Origin of the sequence: Bacillus sp. AFS012607 (assembly GCF_002558005.1) — a bacterium.
Lineage (GTDB): Bacteria > Bacillota > Bacilli > Bacillales > Bacillaceae_G > Bacillus_A > Bacillus_A thuringiensis_S.
Window position 1 is genome coordinate 125,820 of the sequence record NZ_NTVM01000028.1, and the last position, 13,918, is coordinate 139,737.

A 13,918-nucleotide genomic window follows, 5' to 3' on the forward strand; every position below is an offset into this window, starting at 1 on the left:
AATAGAGGAGATGAAGGAAGAAGTGAACGTACCGAGTAATCCCATAACGCTCATGGCGAAAGTATACCGTGATGTGTTTCCGGTTGTACACCATGAGCTAGCGATGTGGAAAGAGCGTGCCTACCATATTCCGAATGATGAGCTTCATAGTCAGGCAATCGCAAGTATTGAGCATAAAACGTTTCATTGTGAGGGTGGTGGCATTTTATCGCTGCTAGCAAATGAACACCGAGAGGAATGCATTCGTTTTATCGTAGCGTATCAAACAATCAGCGATTATTTAGATAATTTATGTGACCGCAGTACATCACTTGACCCAAATGATTTTGCCGCACTGCATGAATCTATGTTAATGGCATTATCACCTGAAGTAGAAGGTGGCGGTAATTATTATCGCTATCGTGATGATCAAGATGATGGTGGTTATTTAGATGAACTTGTTGAAACGTGCCAAGATGTTTTAAAGAAAACGAAGCACTATGACAAAATTGCTCCTGTTCTTCATGAACTTGCTTGTTATTATTGTGATTTACAAATTCATAAACACGTGAAGTTAGAAGAAAGAGAACCGCGCCTGAAAACATGGTTTGAAGCACATAAAGAAAACTTACCTGAGATGAGCTGGTTTGAATTTTCAGCATGTGCCGGTTCTACGCTTGGAATTTTCTGTCTTGTAGCATATGCATTTCATGATGAATTACATGATGAAGATATTGCGAAAATTAGACAAGGATACTTCCCTTACGTACAAGGACTTCACATCTTACTTGATTATTTCATCGATCAAGAAGAAGATCGTATCGGCGGGGATTTGAATTTCTGTAGTTATTATGAAAACGAGCAAGCGATATTAGATCGTATGAAACACTTTGTAGAAGAAGCAGAGAAGAGCATTGGTGATTTACCTCATGCGAAGTTTCATCGTCTCATAAGCCGAGGATTACTTGGTATTTATTTATCAGACCAAAAAGTATCAGCACAAAAGAATATGCACAAAATGGCACGGCGCATTGTAAAATACGGAGGTCTCACTTCACGATTCTTCTATTGGAACGGGAAGATGTACCGAAAGAAAATGGCGCAGTGATGAAGAAAACCACTCATGTAGAGTGGTTTTTTTTATTATGACCGTATTTTTGAAAATACATATATGAGAAGTTCAATTGCAAAAATAACTAAAACAGATAGTCCGAATAAAGGCATGACAGCGCCTAGTATAACCATCATGATAAAGAAAATGAATATACTTTTCTTATCTCTTTGTTTTGGAGGTGCTGCTAATTTTCCTTTCGGCTTTCTTGCTAACCACATTTTTATTCCGTAATAAATGAGAAGTAGTAGAGATAATGTCGTTAGTAAGCATAATATTTTATTTGGCCATCCGAATAAATGTCCTTCATGAAGCGGGATACCGTAAGTGAACCATTGTGCAAGTAATCCATAATCACGATAGTCCGTTTTTGAAATGAGTTCCCCGCTATATTGATCAAAGTAAGCTGTTATCTCTTCACTTGGTGCAACATGCATCCCTGTAATACCAGAACCGCTCGATTTCGAAACAGTGAATACACCTTTCGGATCAGCTGGTAGTGAAATAACATATGGCTTCTTTATTTCAATTCCTTTTTGTAATTCATCGACAGAAATTGCTTTCGGTTCATTTGAATTCGATTCAGGAGGAGCTTCTTTTCTTGTTGCCCACGGCAATTCTTTTACCTTTGATTCAGGCGGTGCCATGTACAATTTTGGATATCCGAGTGATTCATTAGAAGATGCAATTTTATAAATTTGGTTCCCCATAAATCCTGACCATGGCAATCCAGATGCGATTAGCAGAAAGAGAGGAATTGTAAATATAATACCGATAATAGAATGACGTCTTTTTGCTTTCTCTCGCTTATTGGATGATGGTGTGTTTTTGAATTGGTGTATACTCATGTACAATCCGGTTACGATTAAAAAGATTGTCCAGCATGCCGCAAGTTCTACAGTATAGTTGACGACAGTGCCACCAATTAAAAGAGAACTATGTAATTCCCTCATTATATTGGCAAACGTTTCACTTGCGTTTTGATCCCCAACAATTTGATTATTACTATCTAAATACACATATTTTTGTTGCCCAGTATACTCATTTGCAATCGTAAGTCTCGTATTATAATCCTCATTAAATTCACTAATTTTCGCCACGCTATAATGTGGATATTTTTTCTCTGTTAAGGAAATAGAATCAGACATCGAAATAGATTCTGTTTGAGCACTCTTCCCAAAATATAAATCTTTATAGATGAAATCTTCAACTTCCTCCCGAAATAAATACCCAATTCCGCTTAGTGACAAAGTAATAAGAAGCGGCGTAATAAAAAGCCCAGCATAAAAATGCCAACGCCAAAAAATGTAATGAAGCGAACGATTTTGTTTCATACTTTCAGTTCCCCTAACCTTCCCTATATGAATAACTACTTATTTAATATAGCGAGATTAAGTGTGATTACTTTGAAAGAATTGTGAAGAAAGTTAAAAGTTTTTAGGGGTTTCAACATTTATAAATATTTCTTCTTATTTGATAAATACATCTCAACAACCGCTTTTGCAAGACATTGAGCAGAATCAACAAAATCCTCACTCGCCACCACATTCAAATCGGTACATGCGATAATTGCAGTATCTACTTCATCTTCCAACTGTAAAACGAGCGCATTCCACAATTCGAGAGCTTCTTCACTCTCTCCAGATTTAATCCAAGTAATAATTTGATTAATCATTTCCTGCCATTTTTTATGATGAATGTATTCTATATTACGTTTTGTAATCCCATCTTGGTAAATCCCAGCTTGAACAGTTGCTTCTGTTGCGAGAAGAGCAACTCTTTTTGTATTTTCAGGAATTGTTTTTAACGTCTCATCAACTATATTCAAAATAGGAATAGAAAGAGATCGCTGTAATTCTTCAAAATAAAGATGCGCCGTATTGCACGGGATAGCGATAAAGCTTGCGCCAGTACTTTCGAGTTTTTGTGCTCCTTCAATAATCGCTTTTTTCATCGCTTCGTGATCAATAGGGCGATCCATGTAAAACGGTGTTGGGCACGAGTAAATCATCATATGAGGAAAGTCCATATCATGTTTTGCTCCGTATATTGTTTGGCACCTTGCTACAACTATATCGACGAATGGTCCAGTTGATTTTGGTCCCATTCCTGCTAGTATTCCGATCATTGTTTCGTCTCCTTTAAAATGTAATTAAAAACGTTTTTTGCGAACAATAAAAAGAAATAAGGTAAATAATAAAAATGAATATATGATAGCCCAAGCTGTGAGCCATAGCGTGTGAGTCAGTATATTATATTTGTATTGTCCAAGCATTAGAAAGCTTTCGACAGGGGGGAAAAACCATAGTAATTCTTTTTTAAATCGGATAGATGCGATCGTTATAAGCAATATGAATGTAAGGCTAAGCCAAGCAGTGCTTGCTTTTTGAATTATATTTCTTGTAAATAATGTTGCGATTGAAATTCCTAGTATAGAGAAAGACATGTGAGCGAGAAATCCGACTAGAAATAAAGAAACTGTCATTTTTTCATTAAACATTTGCAAAAAAATTGGGTAGATTACGGATATAAAAGATAAAACAGTACAAATGAGAAGAGCTGTAATATATTTACCTACGTATAATGCTGAAATGTTATTTGTGTGTGAAATAGTAATTTGTTCTTGGACAGGGTCTTCTGTATGAAAAATTGTGACTGTAATCCAGGCAGATAATAAATAAAGGGCGAGTGCTGTTTCTAAGTATGTCGGTACAATAGGAGTCGGTTTATATGTATATACAAAAAGCAAGCTCATAAAGTACATCGCAATAGGAGGGACGTACTTATACGATTTTGTATAGTCGAGAAAATGGTAACGAATAAGCGCGAACATAATAAACCTTCTTTCGATTTAAAAGTTAGGTTGTAGCAGTGTGATAGATGCTTTTTTATGTAATAAAAACTGAAGCATTTCGTTTGTATATTCTTTTTCGATTTGTAATTGAATAAGGTTTTGATTTGAATTGTGTGTAACGTGTATAAAGCCTAATTGTTTCCGTAGTTCTATCGCTGAAAATGTGTCGTGAACGATTGCTTCAATATAGACTTGTTCTGCCCCTTTTTGTATAAAGGTATCTGCTATGATTGTATGATTTGCTAACGTCACAATTCTATCGGCGAAGTTTTCTAATAGTTGTTTTTCATGACATGTGAAGAGTATAGATATGCCGTGTTGTTTTAATGAGAGTAAAATATGTTCTAGTTCTTGCTGAGAGTTAGGATCGAGCCCAGAAAGCGGTTCGTCTAAAATTAATAAATGGACGTCTGTAAGTAATGCTTGCATAATACCAGTTTTTTGTTTCATGCCTTTTGAAAAGTTTCGTACAACAGAATGTCTTGCATGATGTAAATGAAAAGATTCAAGAAGCATCGGGATTTTATCTTTTAAATATTTTGTTGATAGACCGTGAATGTGGCCGAGATGATGTAAATAATCCTCTAATGTAAAACGAATCCCTTCAGGAAAATGTTCAGGTACATAGCCAATTTGTATATGTTCTTTTCTTTGAAGTGTCCCTGCCGTAGGTGAAATAAAACCTGCAATTATTTTGAGTAGAGTACTTTTTCCAGTCCCGTTCCCGCCAATAATGGCGAGAGCTTCTCCTTCTGGAATGGATAAATCAATGTTGTCTAGTATAAGTGATTTGCCATACTTCTTTTGAATTCCCCGTAGTTCTACTAGCAAAGTTCTACCCTTCTTTCTTCGAATATTGTATATATCCATTATATAGGAGGATATCAAAAAGACGTGCAGTGAATGCACGTCTTTTTTTGTTATGTTTTGTCGAACAATCGATATATCCGAGAAATCGTTGATATATTGTAAGTTATGATAGATATATCGAAAAAATCGTTGATATATCCTGAGTTACGATAGATATAATTGAAAAATCGTTGATATATTACCCCGCATTAACGGGCAGTAAAACTCCCACCTTAAAATTCGCCTGGAGCAAAGAGGTTAGGTGGGAGATAAACTGCCCATAAATGCCCGATTGGTTCAACTAATAATCAGTGGGGATGCCCCCACTGATTAAAGTTTCACTTTATCGCTTCTCAATCGCCACAATAAATGGCGGGTTATTTTGTTGATTAATGAAGCCATATCGTAGTACGTGAGCTTGTTTTTGGTCTAGTTTTTCAGCAAATGTAAGTACAGCGTCGCGCTCTACTTGTCCTTCTGGATGTCCGTGGTAAATGACAAGAACGATGATACCTTCAGGTGCCATTACTTCTAATAGTTGTTCGATCGCTGAGATTGTTGAGTTCGGTTTTGTAACGATATGCTTGTCTCCGCCTGGAAGGTAACCTAAGTTGAAAATTGCGCCTGTTACTTTTCCTTTTGCATCTTCTGGTAATACGGATAGAAGAGTATCGTGACTATCGTGAACTAAAACAGTACGTTCAAAAAGTTCTTTTTCTTTTAGACGAGTTGTTGAGCTTGCGATTGCCTCTTTTTGAATATCAAATCCAAATACTTTTCCGCTATCTCCAACGATTTCAGCTAGGAAGCAAGTGTCATGGCCGTTTCCTAAAGTTGCATCTACAGCGTAATCGCCTTCTTTTACTGCCGTTTGCAGAAGCGAGCGAGCAAACGGTAATACACGTTCTAATTTCATTTTTGTTTCTCCTCATTTGCATATTTTCCTTGCCAGCTTCCGCGGCGTACAAATTCTGCATCGATGGAATTTAATACTTCCCATTTATTTAAGCTCCACATTGGGCCAATCATTAAATCAGGCGGACCGTCACCTGTGATGCGGTGCACAATTACGTCTTCTGGAATCATTTCAAGTTGGTCAACAACGAGACTTACGTAATCTTCAAGAGAAAGGAACTCGAGTTGTCCTTTTTCATATTGCTTCACCATTGGCGTTCCTTTTAATAAGTGAAGTAAATGAATTTTAATTCCTTGTACGTCAAGCTTTGCTACTTCACGAGTTGTTTCCATCATCATGTCGTAATCTTCAAGTGGAAGACCATTAATAATATGAGAGCAAACTCTAATGCCATGCTTACGTAATTTATTTACACCTTCCACGTAAGATGGGTAATCATGAGCGCGATTAATAAGGTTTGCAGTTCGTTCGTGAACAGTTTGTAAACCGAGTTCAACCCAAAGGTATGTGCGTTTATTTAAGTCCGCTAAATATTCAACGACATCGTCTGGTAAGCAATCTGGACGAGTCGCGATAGAAAGACCGACAACGTCTTTTTCTGCTAGAAGCGGTTCGAATTTTTCTTTTAAAACTTCAAGTGGTGCATGTGTATTTGTGTACGCTTGGAAATAAGCGATACATTTTCCGTCTTTCCACTTTGAGCGCATTTTTTCTTTCATTTCATGATATTGCGTTATAACATCATCGCGGCGATCACCAGCGAAGTCACCAGATCCGGCAGCACTGCAAAATGTACAACCGCCGTAAGCAACTGTACCGTCCCGGTTCGGGCAATCGAAGCCAGCATCTAATGAAACTTTAAAGATTTTTTCACCAAATTCATTTCGTAAATGGTAATTCCATGTATGATAACGTTTATTGTCGTTTGTATATGGAAAAGGGTTTTGAACCTTCATTACTTTCCCTCCTAAGCCGAGTCAAAATGAAACAAAATCCATTATAACATACTCATAAGGTAGAGATGGAAGGGACACACTAAAGGGGAATTGAAGCAAGGAGGGACAATTATGGCAGAGCGTCAATCACTTGAATCGTATATTACACAAGCGGAACAAGCGGTGGAATATGCGAAAGAACAATTAGACCAAGGTATGAGACAAGAGCATTACAATACGATGGAGTATTCGGATGCGCAGTTACAATTAGAACAAGCATATAACGATTTACAAACGATGCAACAACATGCGAATGATGAGCAACGTGAGCAGTTAAATAGAGCACGTATGGCAATTCGCCAATTGCAACATCAAATGATTATTACACCGCACTAATAAGGAGTGAATGTAATGGCGAAACGTTCAGATCAAAATAATCCAGAGCAAAAAACGCAAAATGGACATAACGCTGAATTTTCGAATGAGCTTGATCCGATTGTTCAAGTAAAACAGCGTAATAGTAAAAAAGGACAACCGCAAAAATCGAAACAATCAGAGTAAACCAGGTCGAAATATGACCTGGTTTTATTTTGTTATATGACAATAATGTAAGATTACTGTAAGGTTTGTCGATAGTTGTGAGCAACTTTCTCCAGTAGAGTAAGGAAGGATTAAATTTTATACAAGGAGTTGCTTTATGGGGAACAATATTACAAACAAGCGAATTGATGAGTTAGATTACATTCGTGGCTTTGCACTACTAGGGATTATTTTAGTAAATATTCTCGCACTACTTAACATTAAAATTCCAGATCCTAATACAGTGGATGCTAGCTATCAAAGATTTTTATATTTATTTGTAGAAGGTCGTTTCTTCTCAATCTTCTCATTCTTATTTGGAGTGGGATTCTATATCTTTATTTCAAGAGCGATTGCGAAAGGGAAAAATGGCTATGTTTTATTTTTACGTCGCTTAGTAGCATTATTTATTTTTGGTTTAATTCATCACATGTTTCAGCCTGGAGAAGCATTAGCGTTATACGCAATTTGCGGGTTAATCGTTTTACCGTTTTATAAAGCGAAAAAAGAAGTGAACTTAGTACTAGGAATTATTTTGACAATTGCCTTCAGTGTAATGGGAGTTAAAGAGTTATTACCACTTGGCTTAATTTTATTAGGGCTTGCTGCAGGACAATATCGTGTATTTGAAAATCTCACGCAAAATATAAAGAAAGCCGCTATTTTTACAGGTGTTATGTTTGTTTTAAGTGTCGTAGCTGTATGGTATCAATACGGGCACGTTCCTGCTGAACCATTTATAAATATGATACTTGAGAATGATGATGGAACAATGAATGCTGCAGGCCAATTTTTAAAAATTGGTGTTACAGTAGGACCTATTATTTCAGCTTTCTATGTTGGAGCTTTAATTTTATTACTTCAATTAAAACCGGTTCAAACATTGTTAGCACCACTGAAATATTATGGACGAATGGCTTTAACAAATTATATTGGACAAACTGCAATGATTTTAATTGCGGGCAGTGTATTTAACTTTGCAGAAAACTTAACGTACATGCAGACGTTATATGTGTGTATTGCAATTTATGCAATTCAAATTTTGTTTAGCGTAATTTGGATGAAGGTCTTTAAAATGGGTCCACTAGAATGGATTTGGCGAGTTGTTACTTACTGGACGGTAACACCTTTAAAGAAATAAAGAGAGAAGTGGGTTGTTCCTTTTGTGGAACAGCCCATTTTTATTGTCATCTTTTTCGGTGAGTCGATATTACTTGTCGAATCGCTAATAAAATTTTCATTTATCAACGAACCTTACACACTCATCTTTTTTATATTACAAAAGTGTAAGGTAAATGTAATGTTAACAAATAGCAGTTCACTTCCAAAAAGCGCAAAATAGGTAATGGAAAAACAAGCGTAGGAGGATATATATGACGAAACCAGTTGTAGACGTGAAAAACGTCCAAAAAGTGTACGGTAAAAAAGGTGAGAACCAATCACATGCGTTAAAAGGTGTTTCATTCTCAATTCAAGAGGGTGAGTTTGTTGGAATTATGGGGCCATCTGGTTCTGGTAAAACGACATTGTTAAATGTAATTTCAACGCTTGATAAAGCAACGGGCGGCGTTGTTGAAATTGCGGGTACGGACATTACGAAAATGAAGCAAGGTGAACTTTCTGATTTTCGTTCACAAAAGTTAGGATTCATTTTCCAAGACTTCAACTTATTAGAGAACTTATCTATTTATGAAAACATTGCACTTCCACTTTCTCTTCAAGGTGTTTCATCACGTAACATTGGACCAAAAGTAGAAAAAGTAGCGGGTATGCTAGGGATTACAGAAATTCTTCAAAAGTATCCATCTGAAGTATCTGGTGGGCAGAAACAACGTTCAGCAGCAGCGCGCGCACTTGTGCATGAGCCAGCAATTATTTTAGGGGACGAGCCAACAGGAGCACTTGATTCTAAAAATGCAGCGAGTTTACTTGATGCGATGACAAACTTAAATGAAGAACAAGGCGTATCTATTATGATGGTTACACATGATCCGTATAGTGCAAGTTATTGTCAGCGAATTTTATTCATTCAAGATGGTGAGCTGTATAAAGAAATTCATCGCGGTGGTACGCGTGAAGAGTTCTACAAAGAAATTTTAGATGTACTTGCAGATTTAGGTACACAAAAAGCGTAAGAAAGGAGGTTCCAGTATGTTATTTAAACTTTCCATGTCGGGGCTGAAAAGTAAGCTGAAAGATTATATCGTCTTACTTGTCGGTCTTGTCATGTCGATTTCAATTTTTTACATGTTCCAAACGTTAGCGCTGAATAAAGCGTTTATCGAATCTAACTCAGTTATTCAATCAATTGGATTCGTATTCCAAGCAGGTTCATTTTTACTAGCTATTATAACGTTCTTCTATATTTTATATGCGAACTCTTTCTTATTATCTCTTCGTCAAAAAGAGTTCGGTATGTATATGATGCTAGGAGCAAAAAAGCATAAAGTTACATTACTTATGTTTATTGAAACGATCGTATTAGGCGCTGCGTCTCTTGCCATTGGTATTACAGTTGGTGTAGGACTTGCAGAGGGTATCGGACAATTATTAATGAAACAATTAGAATTTGCTGGTGAAGGCTATAAAGCATTTTACCTGCCATCTATGACTGTTACTTGCATCTTCTTCTTTGCGCTATTTGTATTATCAGCAATTATGAACAGTATTAAATTATCACGTATTTCTGTACTGCAACTTGTACATGCAGATGCACAAACAGAACGTGTTGTGGTAAAAGGAAAAATGACAGGTTTAGTTGCATTCCTAGCGGTTATTTTATTAGGTATTGGTTATGCAGCTATGATTAATATGGAAACATTAAGAGAAATGGGAATCCTTATTGCATTAGTTACAACAACAGCAGGTACTTATATGCTATTTGGATCACTCCTTCCAGTTATTATTAAAAAGTTAAAGAGTAATAAAAAGCGTAGTGAAAAAGGACTTAATGCTTTTACATTTGCACAATTAAATTTCCGTATTAATAGCTTAACAAAGGTACTTGCAACAGTAGCGATGTTAGTTGCTCTTGGAGCTGGTGCAATTTCAGGTGGTATGGCATTTAAAAATAACGTTATAAAAACGGTTGATGGATTTGAAATTTACGATTCAATTGTTCATAATCCTACAGCTGAAGAGAAGAAAATTTTAGATGGTATATCATTTAAAAATAAAGCTGAGTACCGTTATAAAGTAGACGACAAATATATTTATTATGTAAAAGAAGATTTAGAGAAACATAAGCCATTTATTCGAGATGGTGTAGGTAAAGAAAGTTTCGGTAAATATAAAGAAGTTTCAGGAGAAGCTCCAGTAGGTACAGTAGCAGGAGTGAGGTCAGAACAAGATAAAAATGAAAAAACAATGCCGGAAGAATGGGATGAGGCATTTAGAACAATCCAACCATATTATATATACCAAGATCGTGCCATTAAAGTTGTAGATCAAAAAATGTACGATACTGTAAATGGTAAAGAAGGAATCGTATTTACTGGAAAAACAGACGATTTCGTAGCATACACAAAAGAATGGAAAAAAATTGACGAGTTGCAGCTAGCTAAATATAAAAATGTAAAAGCTGAGCAAATGAGTAGTAAATATCAAGTGTATGACATGTTCTACGGTGTTGCGAGCGGAACAGTGTTTATGGGCTTCTTCCTTGGAATTGCTTTCTTAGCAATGATGGCAAGCTGTCTTATGTTCAAAATTCTTTCTGGTGCATCAAAAGATATTACGCGTTATCAAATGCTTCGTAAAATCGGTGTACGCCGTGAATTATTAACGAAATCAATTTATAAAGAGTTATTCTTAGTATTCTTATTCCCAGCAATTGTGGGTATCGCTCACGTATTAGTTGGTATGAATATTTTCGGATTTATTTTAGTCGATCCGTACTTCCGTATTTGGATACCAATCGTAATTTTCGTAGTTATTTACACGATTTATTACCTTATTACAGTTCAATTGTATAAAGGAATTGTTCTTCCGAAAGAAGATTAATAAAAAACCGAGCGAAATTGCTCGGTTTTTATTATTTTCAGAAAAAATACTTTAATGTTACTGAAATATATAATATAATGTAAATAAGTAACGTAATATAAAAGTAGAAGCAGCTGGATAAGGAAAGGAGGAATCCAATCTATAGAAAGAAGCTGAACTTTTATCCCCTATTTCTTTTCTAACCACAACGTATTTGTACAATCGTAAATTTCCAAATTGAAAATTGCTTGGATCACAAAAGTATATTGTGAAAATAATGGATAATACATGGAAATCTCATAGCATGATAAGGTAAAATGGACAACATGATGAGAAAATTACCGTTCATAAGATGAGGAGAATACATGTATGGAAGTTGTAGAGGCATTAAAAGATATAAGCCAAATTGAGGCTATGAAAAAATATTTAAAAGAGCACTCCCAGCGAGACTATCTTTTATTTGTTATTGGAATTAACACAGGATTAAAAATTACAGAACTACTTGGCATGAAATTTGAAGATGTATTAAATGAAGACGGGACTGTTAAAGAGTTTTATTCTCTTCCTGTGAAAGATGAAAAATTTAAACAAGATATTTATTTAAATACAAAAGTAAAAGAAGCGCTTTTAGATTACGTACAATCTATTGGCGTTAAAAGAGAAAATTACGTATTTCAATCTAATAAAACGCCAAATTCAATTACGCGCCAACAAGCGTATCGTGTAATTCATAATGCTGCAGAAGCAGTTGGAGTTGTTGGTAAGATCGGAACGAATTCAATGCGAAAAACGTTTGGATTTCATGCGTACAAAAGAGGGATAGCGATTGCGCTATTGCAAAAACATTTTCATCACGCGACTCCATCAGAGACGCTAAAGTATTTAGGTATCTCAAAGGATGAGACCTTTAAAACGGAGATTGATGTCGATTTATAAAAGCCGTAACTAAAAAAATTAGGAGGCGGAAAATATGAATATTAGAGAGAGTGAACTGCCAGGTATTGGATGTAAGTTTGAAGTGATTACAAAAGGTAATGAAAAGATGGTTATCGTTATTCATGATGATGGCCGAAGAGAAATGTACCATTTTGATGCTGATCATGAGGAGAGTATTTCAAGCGTCTCTCTTCGTGATTCCGAAGCGAGACAAATTGCAGCTATATTGGGCGGAATGGTGTATAGGCCACAAGCTTTAGATACGATTGAAATGGCCTTTGAAGGATTATCAATTGAGTGGTTTAAGGTGGAAAATAATGCACCAGTCGTACAAAAAACAATTGGTAGTTTACATGTCCGAAACACATATAATGTAACGATTATTGCCATTTTGAAAAAGAATATGAAGAAGTTCTTTAATCCAGGCCCAGATTCTATCATTGAAGCTGGCGATATGCTTGTATTATCAGGTGAAAGACATGAAGTAAAAAGAATTATTAATGAGTTGCTTTCAGTAGGAGGGGATTCATAATCGATGGATACTTTAATCTTTGAAGTTGGGACTGCGTTAGTATTAGTCGCTTTTGCAGCTATTCTCGCTGCAAAGTTAAAGTTCTCGATTATTCCGTTTCTCATTATACTCGGTATGCTAGTGGGGCCTCATGCCCCAGATTTAGGGCTTATCGATTTAAGATTTATTGAAAGCGGAGAAGTTATTTCCTTCCTTGGCCGTGTTGGCGTTATATTCCTCTTATTCTATTTAGGCTTAGAATTCTCAATTAAAAAATTAATTAAATCAGGAAAATCAATTGCTTTTGGGGGAACTGTTCATATATCGCTTAATTTTATATTAGGTTTACTTTACGGATATATAATGGGTTTCCCCTTATTAGAAACATTAATTATTGCTGGGATCATAACAATTTCATCGAGTGCAATTGTTGCGAAAGTAATTGTTGATTTAAGAAGATCTGGTAATAAAGAGACGGAACTAATTTTAGGAATCATTATGTTTGACGATATCTTTTTAGCGGTATATTTATCAGTCGTTTCAGGATTAGTACTCGGAGGGGCAACGTCATTTGTAGGTGCTCTCACATCCATTTTAATCGCAGTAGGGTATATGTTACTATTCTTTGTAGTTGCTAGAAAAGCTACAAGGTTTTTAAATAAAATGTTAGATATTTCGTCCAATGAAATTTTTATTATTGTAATATTCGCTATTTTGTTCTTTGTAGCAGGATTTTCAGAAACGATTCATGTTGCAGAGGCGATTGGAGCATTATTACTAGGACTCGTCTTTTCAGAAACGGAGCATAGTGATCGAATTGAACAGCTCGTTGTTCCGTTTCGTGATTTCTTTGGAGCTATATTCTTTTTCAGCTTCGGTTTAAGTATAGATCCATTTTCACTTGGAGGAGCAGTGTGGTTGGCATTAGGAGCAGTTTTTATTACTCTTATCGGTAATTTTACCGCTGGAATGGTTGCGGGGCGTAAAGCGGGATTATCGCATAAGGCTTCTACGAATATTGGTTTAACACTTGTATCACGCGGAGAGTTTTCCATTATCGTCGCGAATATTGGAATTGCGGGCGGCTTAATGGCAACGATTAAACCATTCTCAGCCCTGTATGTTTTAATATTGGCATCGTTAGGACCTTTGTTAACGAAAGAATCTGGGAGAATATATTCCGTATTAGATAAAATATTTAAATGGAGCGCTAAAGAACGTGCGAAGCGAGAAAAAGAAGTTGGATAATATAAATAAGGGGAGACTG

At 35.9% G+C, this 13,918-nt stretch carries 15 protein-coding genes; 9 read left to right on the forward strand and 6 right to left on the reverse strand.

The genetic code is table 11. The features are described from left to right. Positions 1 to 22: 22 nt before the first annotated feature. Complete coding sequence (locus CN409_RS26585; protein ID WP_001102475.1) at positions 23 to 1,087, forward strand: tetraprenyl-beta-curcumene synthase family protein; 1,065 nt, start codon at positions 23 to 25, stop codon at positions 1,085 to 1,087. 35 nt (positions 1,088 to 1,122) lie between these two features. Here CN409_RS26585 and CN409_RS26590 read toward each other — a convergent pair whose 3' ends face one another. From CN409_RS26590 to mnmL, 6 genes are all read right to left on the reverse strand, one after another. Beyond that, positions 1,123 to 2,424, reverse strand: a complete 1,302-nt coding sequence (locus CN409_RS26590; protein ID WP_097981130.1) for a PepSY-associated TM helix domain-containing protein — start codon at positions 2,422 to 2,424, stop codon at positions 1,123 to 1,125. Positions 2,425 to 2,543: 119 nt separating this feature from the next. Beyond that, positions 2,544 to 3,218, reverse strand: coding sequence for an aspartate/glutamate racemase family protein (locus CN409_RS26600; protein WP_097981132.1), 675 nt, complete (start codon positions 3,216 to 3,218; stop codon positions 2,544 to 2,546). Positions 3,219 to 3,242: 24 nt separating this feature from the next. Beyond that, entirely contained in the window at positions 3,243 to 3,923 is a 681-nt protein-coding gene (locus CN409_RS26605; protein ID WP_097981133.1) for an ABC transporter permease, read from the reverse strand. A gap of 18 nt (positions 3,924 to 3,941) precedes the next feature. Further along, complete coding sequence (locus CN409_RS26610) at positions 3,942 to 4,775, reverse strand: ABC transporter ATP-binding protein (RefSeq protein WP_097981135.1); 834 nt, start codon at positions 4,773 to 4,775, stop codon at positions 3,942 to 3,944. A gap of 361 nt (positions 4,776 to 5,136) precedes the next feature. Continuing rightward, positions 5,137 to 5,709: a tRNA 5-(aminomethyl)-2-thiouridylate-methyltransferase MnmM gene (mnmM, locus tag CN409_RS26615; protein WP_086390934.1), complete on the reverse strand. Its 573-nt coding sequence runs from the start codon at positions 5,707 to 5,709 to the stop codon at positions 5,137 to 5,139. After that, a complete protein-coding gene (gene mnmL, locus CN409_RS26620) occupies positions 5,706 to 6,665 on the reverse strand; it encodes a tRNA modification radical SAM protein MnmL/YtqA (RefSeq protein ID WP_086390935.1) in 960 nt (319 codons plus the stop codon). The genes mnmM and mnmL overlap by 4 nt, the downstream gene beginning before the upstream one ends. A gap of 111 nt (positions 6,666 to 6,776) precedes the next feature. Here mnmL and CN409_RS26625 point away from each other — a divergent pair, with 111 nt between their 5' ends. The 8 genes from CN409_RS26625 (at position 6,777) to CN409_RS26660 (ending at position 13,899) form a co-directional block, all read left to right on the forward strand. Next, positions 6,777 to 7,040, forward strand: coding sequence for a YtzC family protein (locus tag CN409_RS26625; RefSeq protein ID WP_000840869.1), 264 nt, complete (start codon positions 6,777 to 6,779; stop codon positions 7,038 to 7,040). 15 nt (positions 7,041 to 7,055) lie between these two features. Continuing rightward, positions 7,056 to 7,205, forward strand: a complete 150-nt coding sequence (locus CN409_RS26630) for a hypothetical protein (RefSeq protein ID WP_001129340.1) — start codon at positions 7,056 to 7,058, stop codon at positions 7,203 to 7,205. 136 nt (positions 7,206 to 7,341) lie between these two features. After that, a complete protein-coding gene (locus CN409_RS26635; protein ID WP_097981136.1) occupies positions 7,342 to 8,364 on the forward strand; it encodes a DUF418 domain-containing protein in 1,023 nt (340 codons plus the stop codon). Between the two features lie 232 nt (positions 8,365 to 8,596). Continuing rightward, on the forward strand, positions 8,597 to 9,358 hold the full coding sequence (locus CN409_RS26640; RefSeq protein WP_000165855.1) for an ABC transporter ATP-binding protein: 762 nt from the start codon (positions 8,597 to 8,599) through the stop codon (positions 9,356 to 9,358). Between the two features lie 16 nt (positions 9,359 to 9,374). Continuing rightward, on the forward strand, positions 9,375 to 11,225 hold the full coding sequence (locus CN409_RS26645; RefSeq protein ID WP_000897786.1) for an FtsX-like permease family protein: 1,851 nt from the start codon (positions 9,375 to 9,377) through the stop codon (positions 11,223 to 11,225). Between the two features lie 348 nt (positions 11,226 to 11,573). After that, a complete protein-coding gene (locus CN409_RS26650; RefSeq protein WP_000454200.1) occupies positions 11,574 to 12,140 on the forward strand; it encodes a tyrosine-type recombinase/integrase in 567 nt (188 codons plus the stop codon). A gap of 34 nt (positions 12,141 to 12,174) precedes the next feature. Then, complete coding sequence (locus CN409_RS26655) at positions 12,175 to 12,672, forward strand: cation:proton antiporter regulatory subunit (RefSeq protein WP_001026053.1); 498 nt, start codon at positions 12,175 to 12,177, stop codon at positions 12,670 to 12,672. 3 nt (positions 12,673 to 12,675) lie between these two features. Further along, complete coding sequence (locus tag CN409_RS26660) at positions 12,676 to 13,899, forward strand: cation:proton antiporter (RefSeq protein WP_000380177.1); 1,224 nt, start codon at positions 12,676 to 12,678, stop codon at positions 13,897 to 13,899. Positions 13,900 to 13,918: the final 19 nt, after the last annotated feature.